The sequence below is a fragment of the Streptococcus australis genome, assembly GCF_019930045.1.
GTDB classification, from domain to species: domain Bacteria; phylum Bacillota; class Bacilli; order Lactobacillales; family Streptococcaceae; genus Streptococcus; species Streptococcus australis_D.
Genome location: NZ_JAHZQQ010000039.1, coordinates 1 through 19,472 on the forward strand (window position 1 = coordinate 1; position 19,472 = coordinate 19,472).

Consider the following 19,472-nt stretch of genomic DNA (forward strand, 5'->3'; position numbering starts at 1 on the left):
TTGTGTGAATACTTACAGTTTACCCCAATGAAACGCTATGAGTTTTTTTGTTGCACTATATTTTACAATTTATCTTTATAAATCATCCAAGGCATCTTTGACCTTATCAAAGAAACCTTTTTTCTTTGGGTTGACCTTCAAATCACTTGCTTCCGCAAATGCACGAAGGGCTTCTTTTTGCTTGTCATTTAGACCTGTAGGTGTCACCACATTAACAGATACATATTGATCTCCTACAGAGCCACCACGCAAGCTTGGTGCTCCCTTGCCACGGAGGCGGAATTTCTTACCAGTCTGGGTTCCTTCTGGGATGACCAAGTCAACATCCCCATGAACCGTTGGTACATGAACCGTATCTCCAAGAGCAGCCTGAACAACGTTCAAGTTCAATTTATAGTAAATGGTTGATCCATCACGCTCAAATTTGTCGCTCGGCTCAACGTTGACCACCACATAGAGATCTCCGTATGGCCCTCCATTAAAGCCAGCTTCTCCTTGACCAGAGAGGCGAATTTGTTGCCCTGTTTCGACCCCAGCTGGGATTTTCACATTGACACTGTGGGCTTGCTTCTCGTGACCAGTCCCATGACAGGTTGTACAAGGATCTTTGATTTCTTTTCCTCGACCATGACAGACATCACAGGTTACCTGACGGCGCATCATTCCTAGAGGGGTTTGCGTATCCACATTGATCACCCCCGAACCATGACAGCGTCCACAAGTTACGGGACTTGTTCCTGGCTTAGCACCACTTCCATCACATGTCCGACAGCTGGCTTCCCGATGGTACTTCACTTCCTTTTCAGTTCCAAAGATGGCTTCTTCAAACTTGAGGTTTACGCGGTACTGAAGATCATCTCCCTGACGTGGAGCATTGGGATTGCGACTTGCACCGCCACCTCCAAAGAAGCTTGAGAAAATATCCTCAAAGCCACCAAAACCAGTGCCATCAAAACCACCGAAACCACCAGCTCCGCCACCGAAGCCACCAAAACCACCGTTGGCTCCTGCAGCACCGTATTGGTCATAAGCCGCCCGCTTTTGTTCGTCACTTAAAGTCTCATAGGCCTCTTGAACTTCCTTGTACTTGTCCTCAGCACCAGGCTCCTTGTTGATATCTGGGTGATATTTTTTAGATAATTTCCGATAGGCTTTCTTGATCTCGTCTTGAGATGCATTCTTTGAAACGCCCAAACGGTCATAAAATTCAGTATTGTTCATAATTCAAGATACAAAGGGCGTCAAACGGACACAGCCAAAATAGGATTTTTGACGACGGACGCTTGCGTCCTAGAAAAAACTATCTTTTTGGCACCGTCCGTAGCCCGTGTTCAGTTGAGAACACTCTTTGTTCCTTTCTATAATTTTTATGTAAAACTTTAGAGGGTATTTTCTATACTTTGCTTCACTTGATCAAACTCTTGGTCTGATAGAGTAAATATCAAATCCTCTGCTGCATACTCGTTCTTTTCTTTAAAATAGTTGTCCGTATTCTCTGCCAACCCTAACCTTAGAATCACTTTTCTTGCAAACTCTTGATGTGCAAAACCGATAGCCGTAATGATTTGTTTATCTTGCACAACCAGTTTGGGTTGGAAATTTTGGCGTGGCAGAAATTCAAAATAGTCAAAGAAGTTTTGCCAAATTCCACCTGTAAATTTCGTGTCCTTCAACAGACCTGCCTTCGCTAATAAAAGAGGCGCTGAAGAAATGGCTGCAATTAGGATATCTTGCTCACCAAGGTCCCTCAAAAACGAAATCAATTTCTCATCCTGTAGGGCAGGCCCTATATTGACCATTCCTGGCAAAATCACACAAGAATACTCTTCTATACAGATTTGATCTAGTGTTTTCGTTGGTTGACAAGGCAGGCCATCTTCAGATATCACTATCGAATCATCCGAAGATACATAATCAATCGTGATGTCAAAAGACAGAGCTAAAGTACTCGTTAAAGCAGTTATCTCATAAAGAGAAAAATTAGGATAAATCAAGCAAAGTACTTTTTTCATACGCAACATCCTCTATTTTACCGAAAAACAGAGGCTGGGTTGCAACCTCTGGATTTCTTCCTATCATTACGACATTCTAAGACAAAGTCGATTATACTTTGTTTTAGAACTAGTAAGGCTGAATTGAGTTTCGGATTAAAGGAATCCTAAAATCTCGGAACCTTTCTTTATTTCAAGAGGTTCCGCTAAAACAATCCACTGGATTGTTTTACTTTTCAGTAAACTCTCCGTCTACGACGTCATCGCCTGCGTTTCCTGTTGCTTGTGCGCCTTCTGCTCCTGCTTGGGCTTGTTGCGCTGCTGCGGCTTGTTCGTAGAGTTTAACGGCAAGTCCTTGAGCTTTTTCGTTCAATGCTTCAAGTTTTGCTTTCATTTCGTCCAAGTTGTTGTCTTCTTGGGCTTTCTTAAGCTCATCAAGGGCAGCTTGTGCAGCATCACGTTCTACATCGAAGCCTTTACCTTCAGTTTCTTTGATTGTCTTTTCAGTCGCAAAGATGGCTTGGTCTACTTCGTTACGAAGGTCAACTTCTTCTTTACGTTTCTTATCTGCTTCAGCGTTAGCTTCTGCATCTTTCATCATGCGGTCGATTTCTTCGTCTGTCAAACCTGAGTTAGATTGGATAACGATTGTTTGTTCTTTTTGAGTTCCAAGATCTTTGGCCTTAACAGATACGATACCGTTCTTATCGATGTCAAATGTAACTTCGATTTGTGGGATACCACGAGGTGCAGCTGGGATATCAGTCAATTGGAAGCGTCCAAGAGTCTTGTTATCTGCTGCCATTGGGCGTTCACCTTGAAGAACGTGGATATCAACGGCTGGTTGGTTGTCCGCTGCAGTTGAGAAGACTTGTGATTTAGATGTTGGAATAGTTGTGTTGCGGTCGATGAGTTTTGTGAAGACTCCACCCATTGTTTCGATACCAAGTGACAATGGTGTTACGTCAAGAAGGACAACGTCTTTGACATCACCAGTGATCACACCACCTTGGATAGCGGCACCCATCGCAACTACTTCGTCAGGGTTTACTGATTTGTTTGGTTCTTTACCTGTTTCAGCCTTAACAGCTTCAACAACGGCAGGGATACGAGTTGAACCACCAACAAGGATGACTTCGTCGATTTCTGACAAGCTCAAACCTGCATCTGAAAGGGCTTGACGAACTGGAGTTTTAGTACGTTCTACAAGGTCACGAGTCAAGTCGTCAAATTTAGCACGAGTCAAGTTCATTTCCAAGTGAAGAGGTCCAGCCTCACCAGCAGTGATGAATGGCAAGCTGATTTGAGTTGAAGTCACACCAGAAAGGTCTTTCTTCGCTTTTTCAGCTGCGTCTTTCAAACGTTGAAGCGCCATCTTGTCTGTTGACAAGTCGATACCATTTTCTTTCTTAAATTCTGCTACTAAGTAGTCGATGATTTTTTGGTCAAAGTCGTCACCACCGAGTTTGTTATCCCCTGCAGTTGCCAATACGTCAAAGACACCGTCACCGAGTTCAAGGATAGATACGTCAAATGTACCACCACCAAGGTCGAATACCAAGATTTTTTCTTCTTTGTCAGTCTTGTCCAAACCGTATGCAAGGGCTGCTGCAGTTGGTTCGTTGACGATACGTTCTACTTCAAGACCAGCAATTTTACCAGCGTCTTTAGTTGCTTGACGTTGAGCATCGTTAAAGTAAGCTGGAACTGTGATAACAGCCTTGGTTACTTTTTCACCAAGGTAGTCTTCAGCGTAACCTTTCAAGTATTGAAGAATCATAGCTGAGATTTCTTGTGGAGTGTATTCTTTACCGTTAGCAGAAACTTTTTCAGAAGTACCCATTTTAGATTTGATAGAGATCACTGTATCTGGGTTTGTTACTGCTTGACGTTTTGCAGCGTCACCAACGATGATTTCACCGTTTTTGAAAGAAACTACAGATGGAGTTGTACGGTTTCCTTCTGGGTTTGCGATGATTTTTGATTCAGTTCCTTCAAGAACTGCAACTGCTGAGTTTGTTGTACCTAAGTCAATACCGATAATTTTAGACATGTGTTTTTCTCCTTAAGTTTATCTTATTTATTCTTTTTGATACTTCCCTTAAGTGGTGGGGACGTGAGCAACTCCCTTTGGGATTTCATCACTTATTTTTGAGCCTACTGTCTCAAAAATCCCCTGTTTCAGTAGCACATGCTACTGAAACTTTCACCACTGCGGGAAATATCTTCCTTGCAAGCCTCCGGCTTGCTTCTTATCTTTCTTTCATAGTTTAGTGTCGTTTCGGACAAGGTAGCCTAGTTGTAGACAACGACCATAGCCGGTCTTAGGATGCGGTCATGGAGTTTGTAGCCTTTTTGGAAGACTTGTGCGATGGTGTCTGCTGGATGTTCGTCATCTGCAGGTAAGGTTTGGATGGCCATGTGGTAGTTATGGTCAAAAGCTCCGTCCGCTGGAATTTCTTCGATTCCTTCTTCTTTCAGAGCATGTACCAAACTTTCTTGGACCATTTCCAAGCCCTTCTTCACATCATCTGTCAATCCTTCGACGGCAAGGGCACGTTCGAGGTTGTCCAGTGATGGTAAGATCGCTTTCGCCAAATCTTGGCTACGGTATTTTTGTAATTGTTGACGTTCTTCGTTAGCACGGCGCTGAATGTTTTGCATCTCTGCATGAGCACGAAGGTATTTGTTTTCAAATTCCTCGGCACGCGCTTGTGCTTCTTCTAACTCAGAAGGTTGGTTGCTTTCCTCTACAACTTCTTCAGTTGTTTGGTCAACTTCTTCTTTCACGTCTTCTTTTTTGATATCTTCTGTCAAGGCATACACCCCTTTCATTTGGTCTTAATTTACTTCATAATGGTTGCTGTTGAGGTAACGGTAGTAATCCGTCAACTTCATGACCAATACCCGTCCGATGACATTGACCAGGCTAATCACACGCCTGTAATCCATCTCTACGGGACCGATCACATGCATGAGGGCCATCCCACGATAAGGAACCAGGAACTTGTGACTAATGACCGTCACATTTTTCAAGGCCTTCTCTTGAGATTCTGCAACCAGGATCTGGGTCATTTGGTCTTCCGGCATTCCTCCTCGTAACTCCAAGGCTACGTGTTGGGGATTATCTAAGAACTGATAGGTCTGAAGATCGGCATAACTCAAAGATGAAACCTTTCCTTCTACAAAGACCAGTTCTTGAAACAGTTGCGAGAAGACGTAATCGAATAGATCCAAGACATTGTCTGTCGTTTTGAAATAGCGCTGTACAATCTGTGGAATCTCCGTCCGCAAGCGGTAGTGGATATCCAAGACCGTATTTCCAATGAAACGTTCTTGAACTAGCTGATGGAAGATTTCCAAGTCACTGGTTAAGAAATTCTTTGGAATAGCAAACTGTACGGTGACAGGCTTTGATTCATCCAAGGTCAGAACTGCTAAGGCATCATGGTTGGATAATGGAACAATCTCAAACCCCGTCAAACGCTGCCGTGTCGGCTCCACATCCTGAATCACTGCAGTGTAGCCTGTCATCTGGGCTAGTAACTTGGCCGTAGCATCCAAGATATCGTCTAACTTAAAGGCTTCGAAATCAAAGGCCTTCACTACCTGGTAGACATCTTGCTCATCAATCAACTCTAGATCGAGCGAGTTCTGAACAAAATATTGGAAACCAGCTCGGCTAGGCATTCGACCACTCGAAGTATGGGCCTTTTCTAATAAGCCTTGCTTTTCGAGAGCAGCCATGTCGTTTCGGATGGTTGCACTACTGGATTGAATGACATCTTGTAGTGCTTTTGAACCGACCGGTTCGTGGGTCTTGGTAAAGATATCGACGACAAGATTTAAAATCTCATTTTGACGTTCTGTAACCATGACCTCACCTCTCTTTCATTTTTAGCACTCTAAACACTCAAGTGCTAAACCATGATTCTATTATACACCCTCTCAAAAGAAAGTCAAGAAAAAAATCCAAAAAATTAGCACTCTTTTTTAAAGAGTGCTAAAAATCATTCTTAAGACCGATACTAGGCTGAAAAAAAACTATAAACCTGCTTCTTTCAGCTTTTGAATATATTCTTCTAAGACCAGCTGGTGCTTGACCATATACTGGGCATTTTCTACACCGACGTAGCGGAAATGCCAGTTTTCATAGTCCACACCCGTGATCGCGTTTTTCCCTTCTGGATAACGGAGAACAAACCCATATTGTGGCGCCAAGGCAATAATTTGTTGCACCACCTCTTCGGACAGTCCATTTGGAGCACTCATATCAATCGCAAGACCTGTCTGGTGCTCACTAGCTCCCGGAACCTGTACCTGAGCTTGTGCCTGACGCTCTGCTTCTTCATGAGAAAGCCCAGTAGCTTCCAATTGTGCTACCCGCTCATTGTAAAGCTCTGTTTGCTCCTCTACACTTCGATAACCGGAAATCAAGGATTCTTCTGGAGCAATGGCTCTTGCGGCTGCTAGAAACTGTTTGGTTTGTTCTGCAATCCGACTATCCACTTTGATTTCTTCAACATCGACTAACTGAGGGTTCAGCTCGGCTAACTTGTTGTCCCGATTGATCAAGACCAAATTCCAATCCTTAGTGGAAACTTGGGGAAGGTCAGTCTTCGGTTTTTCTTCCTTTTTCTCAACTTTTTTTGGAGTAGTCGTTTCAACTTTTTTGTCTTCAGCAAAGTTCATAGGAAGCCATTGAGGTTTCAAATAGAAAATACCCACTCCTGCTCCGATCAGGCAGAGGCCTAAACAACAGAGCACGAACCAGCTAACTTTCCTCTCTCTTTTCTTAGCAAGTTTGTATTTAGTCATGATTTCCCTCTAACAATTGCGCTCCAACTTGTCGATATGACAGATCTCCAACTGCTTCCAATTTAAATTGGCCATCCTCATACTCAATAACTGTCACACTACCATTGTCCAAGACCAATTCTTTGAAGGCTTTTGGATCAATCAAGTAAATCAAGGTACTGATGGTCATCCCATGACTGACCACGATGGCATTGCCACCACCTTGAGACTCGACATCCTTGGCAATCGCCGTAAAGCCATCCAAAATTCGATCTCGAAGAGTTTCCCAGGACTCCGCCCAGCCTGCTGTATCCACTTCGACAATTCCTTCAGCTAACTCCATTAAGCTTAAATGATGGAAATCATCGACTCGAAAGACACGTGGCAGAACCCCCATAAAGAGTTCCCCGTCGTAGGCTCCATCAAAGCTTCCAAAACACCATTCGCGAATACGCTTATCATAGCGATAAGGAATTTTACCCGTTAACCCTAATTCTTCTAGCACAATCCCCATGGTTTGAATGGTTCGACCCGAGTCACTGGACACGGCTTGTTGGAACTGAATCCCTGCTTGGCGTAGACCAATTCCTAATTCATGAATCCCTCGTTCACCAGCTTCCGTCAAAGGGCTATCAGACCAACCTTGGGCACGACCAATGGTATTAAACATGGTTTTTCCATGACGGGCAATATACAATTTTGTCTTTGCCATTTTTATCCTCCTGCAATTGTTATCTTTTTATATAAGGTATTTTATTTTTTTACATCAAGTTCTTCTGAGTGGGTTGCTAACCAGTTAGCACCCAGCTTGCGATAAGACTCATCTCCGATGGTTTGGATCGAGAAACGTCCATTTTCGTATTCTACCAGGGTAACACTGCCATTTTCAACCCTTGGATCCAACTCTATCTCTGGATTTAAAATGCACACAAAGGAACCGATGGTCATGCTATGACTGACAATTAGGGCATTTCCACCACCCTTGGCTTCGACTTCTTTAGCAATCTCTTCAAAACCATCTACAATGCGTTTTTTCAACACATCCCACGGTTCAGCCCAGCCTGCTGTATCCACTTGGTAAATCCCATTCGCCAGCTCTTCCAGGGTGAGTTTCTTGTAGTCTTCTATATCCAGAACACGGGGAACGACTCCACGAAAAAGCTCTCCTCCATAGGCGCCATCAAAACTTCCAAAACACCATTCCCGGATCTTTTTGTTGAAAGTATAAGGAATCTGATCTTTGAGCCCAAGCTCGTCTAAAACAATTCCCATGGTTTGAATGGCGCGACCTGAATCGCTGGAAACAGCACGGACAAAGTCCAAACCAGATTCTCTCAAACCAACCCCCAATTCACGGATACCTTCTTCTCCTTGAGCAGTTAAAGGCGTATCCGACCAACCTTGGGCACGACCTATCGTATTAAACATGGTTTTTCCATGCCGAATAATAAATAATCTTGTTTTCGCCATGTAATCTCCTTTTACGTTCTTCTATTATATCATTTTTTATAAGGAAACTGGCAACGATGACCACTAGATTCACTTTCACTACCTTGGTCAACATTAAAAGCCCTGAGCAAACATCATGCGCCAGGGCCATTTTTTAATTTTTAAAACTATGAACTGGGGCCGGAATTTGACCACCACGGGCAATAAAGTCAGCTGACGAAGCCTTGTTGACCTTCATCACTGGAGCAGACCCAAGAAGTCCTCCAAGCTCTAACATATCGCCTTCTTCTCCATAAGGAATAATCCGAACCGCTGTTGTCTTTTGGTTGATCACTCCGATAGCTGCTTCATCGGCAATCATAGCCGCAATCGTCGTAGCTGGAGTATCAGCTGGAATGGCAATCATATCCAGACCGACTGAACAAATGGCTGTCATGGCTTCCAATTTTTCCAGGTTGATATGACCTGACTGGACTGCCGCAATCATCCCCTCATCTTCTGAGACCGGAATGAAGGCACCTGACAAACCACCGACTTGGTTACAAGCCATGATGCCGCCTTTTTTCACTTGGTCATTGAGCAGAGCGAGCGCTGCAGTAGTTCCATGGGTTCCTACTACTTCAAGCCCCATAGCCTCAAGGACACGGGCAACCGAATCCCCAACAGCTGGTGTTGGCGCGAGAGACAAGTCGACAATACCAAACTCAACACCGAGACGTTCACTAGCCATTTGACCAACCAGTTGCCCGACACGAGTAATCTTGAAAGCTGTCTTTTTAACGGTTTCAGCCAAGACATCAAAGCTTGCGCCAGAAACTTTTTCAATCGCCCGTTGGACGACACCAGGTCCGGAAACCCCAACGTTGATGACAACATCCGCTTCACCAACACCGTGGAAGGCACCCGCCATAAAAGGATTGTCCTCTACTGCATTGGCAAAGACAACGAGTTTCCCTGGTCCCATTGGATCTGCTTGGGAAGCTTCTTTAATGATACGGCCCATGTCTCGGACAGCGGTCATATTGATCCCCGTCTTGGTCGATCCGATATTGACTGAAGAGCAGACAAAATCCGTCTCTGCTAGGGCACGAGGAATAGAATTGATGAGGATTTCATCCCCCTTTTGGTAGCCTTTTTGAACCAGGGCTGAGAAGCCACCGATAAAGTTAATTCCGATCTCTTTAGCCGCACGATCCAACGCCTTGGCAAAGGGCACATAATCTGTCGCATTGGTTGCTGCCCCGATAATAGAAATCGGAGTGACCGAAACCCGCTTGTTCACAATCGGGATGCCGAGTTCTGCTGCAATCTCATCCCCAACAGCTACTAAGTCCTTGGCCTTTGTCACAATCTTCTGGTAGATTTTTTCTGCCGCCTTATCAATATCTGGATCAATACAATCTAGAAGGGAGATGCCCATAGTGATAGTCCGAACGTCAAAGTTCTGCTCCTCAATCATAGCAATGGTTTCTGTTACCTGTCTAATGTCCATAAATTCTCAACCCCTATCTTACAAATTGTGCATGGCATCAAAAATGGCTGCGCTCTGGATATTGATTTTGACATGAAGAGACTGACCGAATTCTTCTAATTCTGAACGAAGCTGGGTAAAATCTTTTTTCTCATCCGATGATACGACTGCCATCATGGTGAAGTACTCATCCAATACCGTTTGAGAGATATCATCGATATTGAGTCCCAACTCTGCCACCTTAGTCGCAACACCTGCTACGATTCCTTTTTGGTCTTTTCCGACGACTGTAATAATTGCTTTCATTTCACTGCTCCATTCTATCTATTGCTTCCATTGTAGCACATTCCCCTTAAAATCGCTTAAATGTTTTAGAAAAGGTTCAGTTTTACAAACAAAAAGAAGACATCCAAGAGAATCTCTTGAATGCCTGTAAATCTCAATATCATGATCAATCAACGGATCACTAAAGCATTTTTTCTTAAGATAGTGGCTGAAGATAAAACCAAAAGGTAACTAGCAATCCCCGACAGATGCAGCCAAGTCGAGATCCATCCGGTGATCATTGGTAAAAGCATCAAGCTAGCTAGAAGGATTAAGAAAAGATAATACAGTTTTACGGTGCATGAAAATTCTTTCCAAATATTCGGTAAAAGTATGACTCCTCCAGTTATAAAAGCATAGCCAACCGCAGAAATCCCCGTCGCCTGAATTTTTTGCCCCTGTGTTAAGGAGTGAAAGGCGATGGAAGAGATGACTGTCGCGGTAACAAAAACAAGTAAGACATGTTTGGACCCTCTTTTCCTTTCCAGTAGTCCGCCAAAAGGTAGAATCATGAGCCCATTTAAAAATAGGTGGACCCATAAAAACCAGAGGGGGGCTCCTTTACTTCCATGCATCAAGGTTCCACTCATATACTGCCAATAATAAACCGGTTTTGAATGAAAGGCCAATAGGTCGTACATAGCATTCCCATAAATAGAAGTGAGAATTCCTAACAATAAACAAATGAAAGTTAAAGTACTGACAACTGGGTAGGTTTTGAGGATGTTTTTCATGTTGATAATTCTCTTCTATTATACTTCTAATTTTTGCAGTTCATCATCTATGTCTATTATACTACACTCCGATTTCTAATTTCCCATTTTATGCCCACTTCAAAGACAATAGATATTAAACAAGAAAATGCCAGTAGATATAGTTGTAGATGAAAATCCAGATTGGTTTCCAAAAAGTCAGAAAGTTGCTAAAGGCATGTAAGAAAATCGGTAAACGGATATCTTTATGCTTCTTGTAGACAGCTGCCAAGAAGAGCCCTGAACAGAAATAAAGAATAAAGGTGACTGGGTCCCGATATTGATGGATCAGATGAAAGGCCGCAAAGAGAAAGCCCGAAAGCAAAACGTCTAAATGAAATTTACTCTCTTTAAAGAAGACATTCATCAGATATCCTCTAAAAATAAATTCTTCTATCATAGGAGATATAATGGTTGCCAGAACAAAAAACAAAGTACCCGAAATACCAGGGCCATTTAGATAGATAGAAGATGGCAATTTGGTTTGACGAACGACAGGAACCAGTAAATCTTGAAACGTTTGCAGCACCCATCTTTCAAAAAAGAACCACAAGAGCACCAGAGCAAAATACCCCAGATAGGACCACTTCCATTTCTGTATATTGGAACGGACGACTATCTTCTGTCTTTTGAACCACAATAAAATGCCAATGAGAAGCAAAGAGTAGAAAATCAAATAGATGAAATAAAGAAAACTTACATCACCATTGAAAACTCCAGTTAGGTAGATACCAAGGCCTTCGATCCCAAAAACAAATAAATATAACAGGAACAGTAAAGCGACTCCATGTTTGGCATATTTCATATCATCCTCCACCAACAAAAAATTTTTAGCCGATACTCATTAAATTGCGAAGAAACTTCGCATTTCAAGTGGCCCAATCAACTTACGGAAATATTCCCAGCCATTCGGACCACCTGAAACTGGGGGTGGCCCCATATATATAGTATTAAAAATCGCACCACCTGCTACTGTTGAAAGAAATTCGCTATCTAAACCATCAAATTGTTCCAATATCTTTGTATTCATTATGAATACCTCCTTATATTTATTAGATTAAAAAATACTGTCTAGTTGCAACTTTGACAATTTTAGTATAGCACACGAAAAAATCTTTAAATCAACAAACTCCTAAATTGTACCTTTTTGAACAGAAAGTGGCATCTTCTTTTGTTATTTACTCCGCTTTGATAGGAGAAAACAACCGTTTAGATTTTCTAGCCTGACGATTCTACAATATATTATCCCTTAATCATCTGGACGATTTTGCTTTGAAGTAGCTGAAAACTGAAGTTTTTTCAATTAGAAAACAAGGCAGTAACTTATTCATCCCTCTTTTTCACGATATCGTAAGGACTCACTCCAACTTTCAGAATACCGTAGCGAATATTTGACTTTCCATTTCAGAGGGTATATACTTATATTAATCTGAACTAAATAGTTTTAATTTTTAAAATGAACTGTCTTGAATTCAGATTAAAAAATTATTTACTTAACGGAGGTGGCGCTATGTCATTAGAAGATAAATTAAACCAAGTTAAAGGTTCTGTTAAAGAAGGTCTCGGTAAAGTAACCGGCGACACAAAAACAGAAGCTGAAGGCGTTGCTGAAAAAGTTGCATCAAAAGCTAAAGAAGTTGCTGAAGATGCAAAAGAAGCTGTTGAAGGAGCTATCAAGGGCGTGAAGAATATCCTTCACAAAGACGATAACTAATTTTTAACATTCTGGAATCGCTCTATTTTCTACCGTCACGTTTGACTGTGGAAGATAGGGTGGTTTTTTGTTTATTTCTAATTCAGTTCCGGTATACAAAAAGAACACCCAAAAAGGTGCTTTTTGTAAATATTGTAGTTCTTTCGAAGAACGTTTACTAAATTGTGATGCTTTACGAGCTTTTTTCAAGACTAGTTTGAACAGTCTGGCTTTTAGGACATATCAAAAGCGCTCAATAGCAGCCATCAGAAGAGTTTCTTCTGATTTCGATTTCAATAAATAAAAATTTATGTATTTAAAATAGTGAAATTTCTTAACGCAAAACTTCCAATCCTATCCTCTTCCTTCTTATCCTAACAAAGTTTGTAATATTGGAATAACAACGATAAATAGAACCGTACTTAGAGTCACCACATTCGTAGAGAATTCCACATCTCCTTTTCCCTGATTAGCAAGGATTGGAAGAACAGCTAAAGCTGGTGTAGCGGACTGAATCATAAAGGTCTTAAATTCTACTGTCGCCATATTTGGTGCAAAGAACTTCAATACAAGAAGCATGATTAGAGGAGCTAGAATAAAGCGTCCAACTAAAGTGACAATTGTATCTTTATCAAAAGTAATAGTATTCAAGCCTGCCTTTGCAAGAACGATACCAATATAAATCAGAGATAGGGGAGTGACGATATTTCCAACATAGGTTAAGGTATTCGTTGCGAAATCTGGAATAGAGATTCGAAGAATCAAAAATAGTAGAGCCACAAGAAAACCTACAAGCGGAGCTGGTAGCAATTTCTTCCAGTCAAATTTACTTGTCTTCTTGCTTTGGCCCGATTTACTATCACTCGTCATCAAATACACGCCCAATGTCCAGGTGGAAATCGTGTTGGTAATATAGTAAATTAAGAAATAAGGAAGAGCCTGATCCCCAAAAAGAGCAACGTTTAAAGGTAAACCAATAAAAATAGTATTGGCATTCACAAAGGTATTAATCATGGTTCCTCGCCGTCCTGGACGAACCTTGAAAAGCACAACTGCAATATAAGCTACGATATAGCCCAAGATAAAGGCCACAAATGTATAAAGGAGACCTCCAGAAAGACTAATTAGTTTATCTAGTGTCAGGTATTTCATCACCGACACAAAGATTGACGCTGGCAAGGCTACATTCATGATCAAACGAGACAGGTTAGGTCCAAAGTCATCTCCAAACCATCCCTTCACCTGAAGAATATACCCCAAAACAATGATAGCGATAATCGGAATGATACTCGTAATCGAGGTTAAAAAGAGTGACATAGGTATCCTTTCTAAATTACTTAAGTCCACAGCCCATACAAATCTGTCGCTAGCGAAGGATAGGCAGCAGCAGTGAATTATTTATACTCTGGATACCACTTCAAATCACGAACTGCTTTGGCCATATCTGTTTCCTTAGCATGCGCAAGACCTTGCTCTTGTGCTTTTTTAGCGACTGCTTCTGCTACTTTAATAGAAACATCCGCTACATACTTGAATGGTGGCAAGACAGGAGCTCCTGGTTGGCCTGGATTGACAATACCACTCAATGAATGAGCCGCTGCTCCAATCATTTCATCAGTCAAAAGACTTGCTTCAGAAGCCAGCATACCTAGACCAAGACCTGGGTAAATCAAGGCATTATTGGCTTGACCAATCACATAGTCGACACCTTTATAAGAAACTGTATCAGCAGGAATTCCTGTTGCGACAAAAGCTTTGCCATCTGACCATTCAATCAAATCTTTGGCACTAGCTTCTGCTAGTTTGGTTGGATTTGACAAAGGGAAAATCATCGGACGATCTGTATTTTCACACATAGCTTCTACTATTTCTTTAGTGAAGGTATTAGGTTGTGTTGAAGTTCCTACAAGAATGGTTGGCTTCACAGTCTTCACTACTTCAAGCAGGTCAGTCAACTTGTCTGCGTTACTAAAGTCAGCACGTTTCTTAGCAAACGGTTTTTGTTCAGGAGTTAGGTCATCCATGTCATCAAAGAGAAGACCTTGTTTATCAACCATAAAGAAACGTTTATAGGCTTCTTCTTCAGAAAGACCTTCACTCACCATTTCACGAAGAACACGAGAGGCAATTCCTGCGCCCGCAGTACCACCACCATAGCAGAGATAAACTTGATCTGTTAATTTTTCACCACTAATATCCAGTGAACCAAAGATACCACCTAAGGTAACGATTCCTGTACCTTGAATGTCATCATTAAAAGTTGGAATTTGTTTCCGGTATTTCTCAAGAATATTGGCAGCATTCGAGCGGCCGAAGTCTTCCCAGTGAAGGTAGAGTTTAGGAAAGAGACGTTCTGCTGTTTGAACAAATTGGTCAATGAAGTCGTAGTAACGATCACCGCGAACCCGTTCGTGACGATTTCCTAAGTAATTAGGGTTGTTACGAAGTTCTTCACGGTTAGTCCCTGCATCAATGACTAAAGGAAGAACCATAGAAGGATCGATTCCAGCAGCACCCGTGTAGACCATCAATTTCCCAACAGAAATATCGACACCATTTGTTCCCCAGTCACCGATTCCAAGGATTCCTTCTGCATCTGTTACAACAATGAGACGAATCTCGCGATCCCCAGCAGCATTTTTCAAAGTGGCTTCAATATTTTCAGGATGATTGATATCAAGATATCCCGCATATTGGGGATCTACAAAGAGGTCACTATAGCCTTCAATGGTATCTGCAATGGTTGGATCGTATACAATTGGATTGAATTCCTCCAAATGTTGAGAAAAGAGGTAATAGAAAAGAGTCCTGTTGGTATTAAAAATTTCCATTAGGAAAAGACGCTTTTCCAAATCATTGGCTTTTGTTTGCATTTGTGCATAAGTTTGCGCCGCTTGTTCTTCAATCGTTTGAACATACGGTGGCAGTAAACCAATAAGGCCTAGTTCCTTTCGCTCCTCTAAGGTAAAGGCAGTTCCCTTATTAAGGAAAGGATTGTTTAAAATATCATGTGCAGTCATAGTGCAACCTCCTTTTTACTTCTATTATACTACTTAAATGAATTGTTTGGAAAACTTTGTCGTTTAAAAAATACGATTATGTACGTATATGTTATAATGAGTCTACGAGAACAATTTTCTAATAAGCTCTTTTTTACTTAAAACACTATTATTGATGATACTTCAAGTTGTTAAATTTTATAAAGTCCTGAACTCATGAAACTCTCGATGATCACTCTTTCCTAAAAGTTTCAAGTATAGCAAAATAATCATACAAATTGGCAACCCTGATTAAAATTAATATCACATAAGTTCCTTAAACAATACTTTGTGCTTTTTAATGTGTTTTTTTGTCATGCAAAACTTGTATTCTATTTATATGACAACTAAAAACTATTTACAACACTATATTTCCCAAAAAGTGAAATATTTTCGAACACAAAACAAAATGAGCCAGGAAGAACTTTCGGAACAAGCGGGACTTGGGCTTAAGTATATCAACCAACTCGAAAACCAAAATGTGAATCTGACCATTCACAGTCTTGAAAAAGTGATTGATGCCCTAGAGATGACCCCAGAGGAATTTTTCAATTTTGATAGTCTTGAATCAACCTCTGATAAGACTGACAGTCTTTCACTCAAAAGAATCAACATGAAGATTAAACAGCTCCCTATTGATAAACGAGAAAAGATGTTGGTCATTTTTGAAAGTATCTTAGATAATCTTTGAGATTCCTGACTCACTTACATTTTAACCAGCAAATAATCGTATAGTCAAATTGTAGGATACGGATAAAATTTATTTATCTGGTGATTTCCACTTATTTTTTCTCCAATTAATGAAAGTGAGCCCATATGAATTTAAAAGATCTACAATATTTTTATGACCTCTGCCAGCTTCAATCCTATACGGAAGTAGCAAAACTACATAAAGTCAGTCAACCATCTATTTCTTATGCCATCAAGCGCTTAGAGGAATCTTTTAATTGCAAATTGATTCACCATGATCCTTCACATCGTTCCTTCAAACTCACTCCTCAAGGGCAAATCCTTCTAAAGCATACAGAAAAGATCTTATCTGAGGTTATTTCTACTCGCAAAGAAATTAATCGCTCCTTGGCACAATACTCTACTGTAGGATTCCCTCCTATTATCATTCAGTATCTCTTTGCTGCCTTAAACGAAAAAGATAAATTCGATTTTTTAAAAAAGGTACGCCCTATCCGCGGTGGCTCCGTAGAGTTATTAAATCTTCTCCTCAAGGGAGACCTTGATGCAAGCCTACTCGGCTTGATTGAACCACTCAATCATCCTTCAATAGAGACACATGAACTCTTTCATAAAGAACTGTATGTCGTTTTATCTAAGAACCATCCTCTTGCTACTGCTCCTTCCCTCACTTTTGAAGATTTAGTAAATCAATCCTTTATACTTTTAGACGAACACTTTGTTCACCTGAAAGCTTTTGAACTGCTTAATCAGAAGTACCAAAACAAGGCAGAAATATTCTTTAAGACTGATGACATTGTCATTCTTAAAGAACTTTTAAAGAAAGGGATTGGCGTTAGTTTACTGGCTGATATCGCACTTTCTGTTGAAGATGATGATTTAATAAAAATCCCTCTAATATCGAAGGACCAGATTACATTTACAGTTTACTACGCTTATCTCAAATCAGCCACACCGTCATCAGAAGTAGAGGCCTTATTTAATCTCATTAAATCATATGAATAGAAAAAACTCTAACTATCAACTACCTGATAGCTAGAGTTTTTTACATTATAGGTATTAGACTAAAGCACGAAGAAATAGGATATTATCGACGAATCTTTTCATTTTCCCGATACCATTCAACGAGATTCCTAATTATCAATCTCAAGGTATCAAAAAAGCATCCCGTATATTCGATACGAAATGCTTTCAATAAGTGTAAATAAGTTTTAACGTTTACTAAATTGTAATGCTTTACGAGCCTTCTTAAGACCTGGTTTGGAAAGTATGGGGTTCAGTTGGACTAAAAACAGCGTATTATCAAGGTTTTTCAGAACGATATCTACTGATTAATTTCATAAAATATGAATCAATAGATTATAAATAGGGGAATAGTTTAGGTCTCTAAGCATTAAAATAATACACCTAACTTTGGTCACCGTTTTTTAGTTATTCACTCTTTTTTCGGATAGTGTTTTTAAAGTTATGATGTAAAATGCCGCAATTAAAACACTATACATCATAATCGGAGGATAGAGAATTAAGTATAGAATCAATCCCACTCCTTTAATTATTAGGTCAGGTATCAATAACTTCCTATATTGTGCGGTAGCTTCAAGTAATTCTTTCTGATCTATATTGGGTTTATCAATTACTTTATGTAAAAACCAGTTTACTACCGTTGAAACAATAACGATCAGTCCATAAAAGAGCTGTGCCGTATGATTCATGAAATGACTACTAACTATTCCAGTAGCATAGGGCATAAATGAAACAAAAAATAAAAGATACAAATCCTTTCAAATTCCTCCCTTTTCAACTTGGCTAACTTGACCTGCATTACCTAGGTCGCTTTGCTTTAAATTATACTTTTTTCTTAAACATTTGATACGAGTAGGTATTTCTTGTGAGTAATTTTCATCAAAAAATTTCATATATAATCTCCCTATAATCATGGAAAAGTAGTAAAAGTAGTTGTTATCCTAGTTGATTAAAAAAATCTCTGATTTCCTCATCTTTTATAAAATAATATATAATTTTCCCCTCTCTTCTAGTGTCCAAGATGTTTTGATTGGCTAGTTTACGAAGATGGTGGGAGGCAGATGCCATACTGAGATTTAATAAACAGGCTATATCGCAGACACAGAGTTCTTCGACGGCAAGGAGATAAAAGATGATATTTATCTGTTTATTATCGGTAAATTTTGATAAAATGCGAAGTGATTTTTGGACTTTTTCCTTTTCAAGGTAGTTCGTTGCGGTTGTAACATTTTGTTGATTTATAACATCCACTTGACAGATACTATCTTTTTTCATAATTTTTTCTCCTAGCCTAACACAGCCCATAGCATGTCAAAGCTGTTGTTTTCAATCAGGATATACATCCCCAATCCTAAATAGACAACGGCAATAAACCATCTGCTATATTTTTCCAAAGTTTCTCCAACAGAAGGGACTTGTGCTAATTTTTGGGCAGAAAAAACCAAGAGATAAATCATGACTAGAAAAGTAAGTAAAGTCACTATCAAATTCGCTAAATTTAAGGTGGTAAAATATGGGACAAAGACACCAATATTGTCAGCGCCACAACTTGCAAAAGTAATCATAGCGACTAGAAAAATCAGGTTTTTATTGTCTTTTCGCAAACCATCTTTTGCAATAGCTTCTCCATCAGAATCTCCTAAAAGCAAAACTTTGAGGCCTAGGAAAATTGGAATCAAACCGAGTAAACCTAAAATCTCTTTACTAGGAATATAATTTAAGACAAATGCAAAAAGCAAACTTAGGAATATTAGACTAACAGAGCCTAGAAATTGTCCTAAATAGATGTTAATGATGTCCTTTCTGCTTTTTCTTTTGGCAAAAAATAACATTAGGATAATAAGTAAGTCTACGGCTGTCCCAGAATACAGGATTATTGAAGTAACAATATTTTGAATCATAAAACACCTCATTCAAATATATTTTTGAATGTATTCTAACATTAACCTTTGTAGATGTCAACTTAAAATCCACCAATTAATAATTGCATGTCAATATTTGTATTGTGAAACTAGTTTCAGAAATATATAGTCTTAAAGTATGTCCACTGCCAATGGTTTTTTCAATATTTAAGAGGAGATTTATAATGGTTCATTTCTATAAATTTATAAACGAGTTATATATTTTGTTTAACCAATTATTAACTATTTTTATCAATAATCACTTCATTAGGTAGTGTACAATAAGTTGTGTAAACACAAAAAGGAATAAATCCTGTATAGTAGAGTTGCAACACATTTACTA

Annotated in this window: 22 protein-coding genes; 3 read left to right on the forward strand and 19 right to left on the reverse strand. The window is 39.9% G+C overall.

Features of this window, described 5'->3' with window-relative positions; translation table 11 throughout:
• Nucleotides 1-75: 75 nt before the first annotated feature.
• The 13 genes from dnaJ to K1J10_RS07830 form a co-directional block, all read right to left on the reverse strand.
• Complete coding sequence (gene dnaJ / locus K1J10_RS07770; RefSeq protein ID WP_223356594.1) at nucleotides 76-1,221, reverse strand: molecular chaperone DnaJ; 1,146 nt, start codon at nucleotides 1,219-1,221, stop codon at nucleotides 76-78.
• Nucleotides 1,222-1,379: 158 nt separating this feature from the next.
• On the reverse strand, nucleotides 1,380-2,012 hold the full coding sequence (locus K1J10_RS07775; protein WP_223356596.1) for a DJ-1/PfpI family protein: 633 nt from the start codon (nucleotides 2,010-2,012) through the stop codon (nucleotides 1,380-1,382).
• Nucleotides 2,013-2,220: 208 nt separating this feature from the next.
• Nucleotides 2,221-4,044: a molecular chaperone DnaK gene (gene dnaK, locus K1J10_RS07780; RefSeq protein WP_223356598.1), complete on the reverse strand. Its 1,824-nt coding sequence runs from the start codon at nucleotides 4,042-4,044 to the stop codon at nucleotides 2,221-2,223.
• A 242-nt stretch (nucleotides 4,045-4,286) separates the two neighbouring features.
• The gene (grpE, locus tag K1J10_RS07785) at nucleotides 4,287-4,808 is read right to left on the reverse strand and encodes a nucleotide exchange factor GrpE (protein ID WP_045768727.1); all 522 of its coding nucleotides are present in this window, start codon (nucleotides 4,806-4,808) and stop codon (nucleotides 4,287-4,289) included.
• Nucleotides 4,809-4,832: 24 nt separating this feature from the next.
• Nucleotides 4,833-5,867, reverse strand: coding sequence for a heat-inducible transcriptional repressor HrcA (gene hrcA, locus K1J10_RS07790; protein ID WP_045759110.1), 1,035 nt, complete (start codon nucleotides 5,865-5,867; stop codon nucleotides 4,833-4,835).
• Between the two features lie 168 nt (nucleotides 5,868-6,035).
• Entirely contained in the window at nucleotides 6,036-6,809 is a 774-nt protein-coding gene (locus tag K1J10_RS07795; protein ID WP_223356601.1) for a M15 family metallopeptidase, read from the reverse strand.
• Nucleotides 6,802-7,500, reverse strand: a complete 699-nt coding sequence (locus tag K1J10_RS07800; protein ID WP_223356603.1) for a histidine phosphatase family protein — start codon at nucleotides 7,498-7,500, stop codon at nucleotides 6,802-6,804. The genes K1J10_RS07795 and K1J10_RS07800 overlap by 8 nt, the downstream gene beginning before the upstream one ends.
• Nucleotides 7,501-7,541: 41 nt before the next feature.
• Nucleotides 7,542-8,258: a histidine phosphatase family protein gene (locus K1J10_RS07805; RefSeq protein ID WP_223356605.1), complete on the reverse strand. Its 717-nt coding sequence runs from the start codon at nucleotides 8,256-8,258 to the stop codon at nucleotides 7,542-7,544.
• Between the two features lie 133 nt (nucleotides 8,259-8,391).
• On the reverse strand, nucleotides 8,392-9,729 hold the full coding sequence (locus K1J10_RS07810) for a PFL family protein (RefSeq protein WP_135782814.1): 1,338 nt from the start codon (nucleotides 9,727-9,729) through the stop codon (nucleotides 8,392-8,394).
• Between the two features lie 18 nt (nucleotides 9,730-9,747).
• Complete coding sequence (locus K1J10_RS07815; protein ID WP_003004214.1) at nucleotides 9,748-10,014, reverse strand: ACT domain-containing protein; 267 nt, start codon at nucleotides 10,012-10,014, stop codon at nucleotides 9,748-9,750.
• Nucleotides 10,015-10,163: 149 nt separating this feature from the next.
• Nucleotides 10,164-10,766 carry a rhomboid family intramembrane serine protease gene (locus tag K1J10_RS07820; RefSeq protein WP_223356607.1) on the reverse strand — a complete coding sequence of 201 codons (603 nt, stop codon included), beginning with the start codon at nucleotides 10,764-10,766 and terminating at the stop codon, nucleotides 10,164-10,166.
• Between the two features lie 115 nt (nucleotides 10,767-10,881).
• Nucleotides 10,882-11,589: a CPBP family intramembrane glutamic endopeptidase gene (locus K1J10_RS07825; RefSeq protein WP_223356609.1), complete on the reverse strand. Its 708-nt coding sequence runs from the start codon at nucleotides 11,587-11,589 to the stop codon at nucleotides 10,882-10,884.
• Nucleotides 11,590-11,628: 39 nt separating this feature from the next.
• Nucleotides 11,629-11,814 (reverse strand): hypothetical protein, encoded by a 186-nt coding sequence (locus tag K1J10_RS07830; RefSeq protein WP_223356612.1) that lies wholly within the window; start codon nucleotides 11,812-11,814, stop codon nucleotides 11,629-11,631.
• A 480-nt stretch (nucleotides 11,815-12,294) separates the two neighbouring features.
• Between K1J10_RS07830 and K1J10_RS07835 the strand changes: the two genes are divergently transcribed.
• Nucleotides 12,295-12,498, forward strand: a complete 204-nt coding sequence (locus K1J10_RS07835; RefSeq protein ID WP_061564347.1) for a CsbD family protein — start codon at nucleotides 12,295-12,297, stop codon at nucleotides 12,496-12,498.
• A gap of 348 nt (nucleotides 12,499-12,846) precedes the next feature.
• Here K1J10_RS07835 and K1J10_RS07840 read toward each other — a convergent pair whose 3' ends face one another.
• Nucleotides 12,847-13,794 (reverse strand): AEC family transporter, encoded by a 948-nt coding sequence (locus K1J10_RS07840; RefSeq protein ID WP_223356614.1) that lies wholly within the window; start codon nucleotides 13,792-13,794, stop codon nucleotides 12,847-12,849.
• Nucleotides 13,795-13,871: 77 nt separating this feature from the next.
• Entirely contained in the window at nucleotides 13,872-15,497 is a 1,626-nt protein-coding gene (locus K1J10_RS07845; RefSeq protein ID WP_223356615.1) for a malolactic enzyme, read from the reverse strand.
• Nucleotides 15,498-15,855: 358 nt separating this feature from the next.
• Between K1J10_RS07845 and K1J10_RS07850 the strand changes: the two genes are divergently transcribed.
• A complete protein-coding gene (locus K1J10_RS07850) occupies nucleotides 15,856-16,206 on the forward strand; it encodes a helix-turn-helix domain-containing protein (RefSeq protein ID WP_061455764.1) in 351 nt (116 codons plus the stop codon).
• A 125-nt stretch (nucleotides 16,207-16,331) separates the two neighbouring features.
• Complete coding sequence (locus tag K1J10_RS07855; protein WP_223356618.1) at nucleotides 16,332-17,210, forward strand: LysR family transcriptional regulator; 879 nt, start codon at nucleotides 16,332-16,334, stop codon at nucleotides 17,208-17,210.
• Between the two features lie 422 nt (nucleotides 17,211-17,632).
• On the opposite strand, the gene K1J10_RS07860 is transcribed toward K1J10_RS07855, so the two are convergent.
• From K1J10_RS07860 to K1J10_RS07870, 4 genes are all read right to left on the reverse strand, one after another.
• Entirely contained in the window at nucleotides 17,633-17,917 is a 285-nt protein-coding gene (locus K1J10_RS07860) for a hypothetical protein (RefSeq protein ID WP_223356620.1), read from the reverse strand.
• A 69-nt stretch (nucleotides 17,918-17,986) separates the two neighbouring features.
• Nucleotides 17,987-18,121, reverse strand: coding sequence for a hypothetical protein (locus K1J10_RS10735; RefSeq protein WP_002889641.1), 135 nt, complete (start codon nucleotides 18,119-18,121; stop codon nucleotides 17,987-17,989).
• A gap of 43 nt (nucleotides 18,122-18,164) precedes the next feature.
• Nucleotides 18,165-18,503: a Cd(II)/Zn(II)-sensing metalloregulatory transcriptional regulator CadX gene (gene cadX, locus K1J10_RS07865; RefSeq protein ID WP_000711078.1), complete on the reverse strand. Its 339-nt coding sequence runs from the start codon at nucleotides 18,501-18,503 to the stop codon at nucleotides 18,165-18,167.
• Between the two features lie 11 nt (nucleotides 18,504-18,514).
• The gene (locus K1J10_RS07870) at nucleotides 18,515-19,129 is read right to left on the reverse strand and encodes a CadD family cadmium resistance transporter (RefSeq protein WP_002911684.1); all 615 of its coding nucleotides are present in this window, start codon (nucleotides 19,127-19,129) and stop codon (nucleotides 18,515-18,517) included.
• Nucleotides 19,130-19,472: the final 343 nt, after the last annotated feature.

Bases quoted from the DNA above. Each gene is read 5' to 3' on its own strand.
- dnaJ (WP_223356594.1), bottom strand. From the start codon at position 1,221: ATGAACAATACTGAATTTTATGACCGTTTGGGCGTTTCAAAGAATGCA.
- K1J10_RS07775 (WP_223356596.1), bottom strand. From the start codon at position 2,012: ATGAAAAAAGTACTTTGCTTGATTTATCCTAATTTTTCTCTTTATGAG.
- dnaK (WP_223356598.1), bottom strand. From the start codon at position 4,044: ATGTCTAAAATTATCGGTATTGACTTAGGTACAACAAACTCAGCAGTT.
- hrcA (WP_045759110.1), bottom strand. From the start codon at position 5,867: ATGGTTACAGAACGTCAAAATGAGATTTTAAATCTTGTCGTCGATATC.
- K1J10_RS07795 (WP_223356601.1), bottom strand. From the start codon at position 6,809: ATGACTAAATACAAACTTGCTAAGAAAAGAGAGAGGAAAGTTAGCTGG.
- K1J10_RS07800 (WP_223356603.1), bottom strand. From the start codon at position 7,500: ATGGCAAAGACAAAATTGTATATTGCCCGTCATGGAAAAACCATGTTT.
- K1J10_RS07805 (WP_223356605.1), bottom strand. From the start codon at position 8,258: ATGGCGAAAACAAGATTATTTATTATTCGGCATGGAAAAACCATGTTT.
- K1J10_RS07810 (WP_135782814.1), bottom strand. From the start codon at position 9,729: ATGGACATTAGACAGGTAACAGAAACCATTGCTATGATTGAGGAGCAG.
- K1J10_RS07815 (WP_003004214.1), bottom strand. From the start codon at position 10,014: ATGAAAGCAATTATTACAGTCGTCGGAAAAGACCAAAAAGGAATCGTA.
- K1J10_RS07820 (WP_223356607.1), bottom strand. From the start codon at position 10,766: ATGAAAAACATCCTCAAAACCTACCCAGTTGTCAGTACTTTAACTTTC.
- K1J10_RS07825 (WP_223356609.1), bottom strand. From the start codon at position 11,589: ATGAAATATGCCAAACATGGAGTCGCTTTACTGTTCCTGTTATATTTA.
- K1J10_RS07830 (WP_223356612.1), bottom strand. From the start codon at position 11,814: ATGAATACAAAGATATTGGAACAATTTGATGGTTTAGATAGCGAATTT.
- K1J10_RS07835 (WP_061564347.1), top strand. From the start codon at position 12,295: ATGTCATTAGAAGATAAATTAAACCAAGTTAAAGGTTCTGTTAAAGAA.
- K1J10_RS07840 (WP_223356614.1), bottom strand. From the start codon at position 13,794: ATGTCACTCTTTTTAACCTCGATTACGAGTATCATTCCGATTATCGCT.
- K1J10_RS07845 (WP_223356615.1), bottom strand. From the start codon at position 15,497: ATGACTGCACATGATATTTTAAACAATCCTTTCCTTAATAAGGGAACT.
- K1J10_RS07850 (WP_061455764.1), top strand. From the start codon at position 15,856: ATGACAACTAAAAACTATTTACAACACTATATTTCCCAAAAAGTGAAA.
- K1J10_RS07855 (WP_223356618.1), top strand. From the start codon at position 16,332: ATGAATTTAAAAGATCTACAATATTTTTATGACCTCTGCCAGCTTCAA.
- K1J10_RS07860 (WP_223356620.1), bottom strand. From the start codon at position 17,917: ATGAATCATACGGCACAGCTCTTTTATGGACTGATCGTTATTGTTTCA.
- K1J10_RS10735 (WP_002889641.1), bottom strand. From the start codon at position 18,121: ATGAAATTTTTTGATGAAAATTACTCACAAGAAATACCTACTCGTATC.
- cadX (WP_000711078.1), bottom strand. From the start codon at position 18,503: ATGAAAAAAGATAGTATCTGTCAAGTGGATGTTATAAATCAACAAAAT.
- K1J10_RS07870 (WP_002911684.1), bottom strand. From the start codon at position 19,129: ATGATTCAAAATATTGTTACTTCAATAATCCTGTATTCTGGGACAGCC.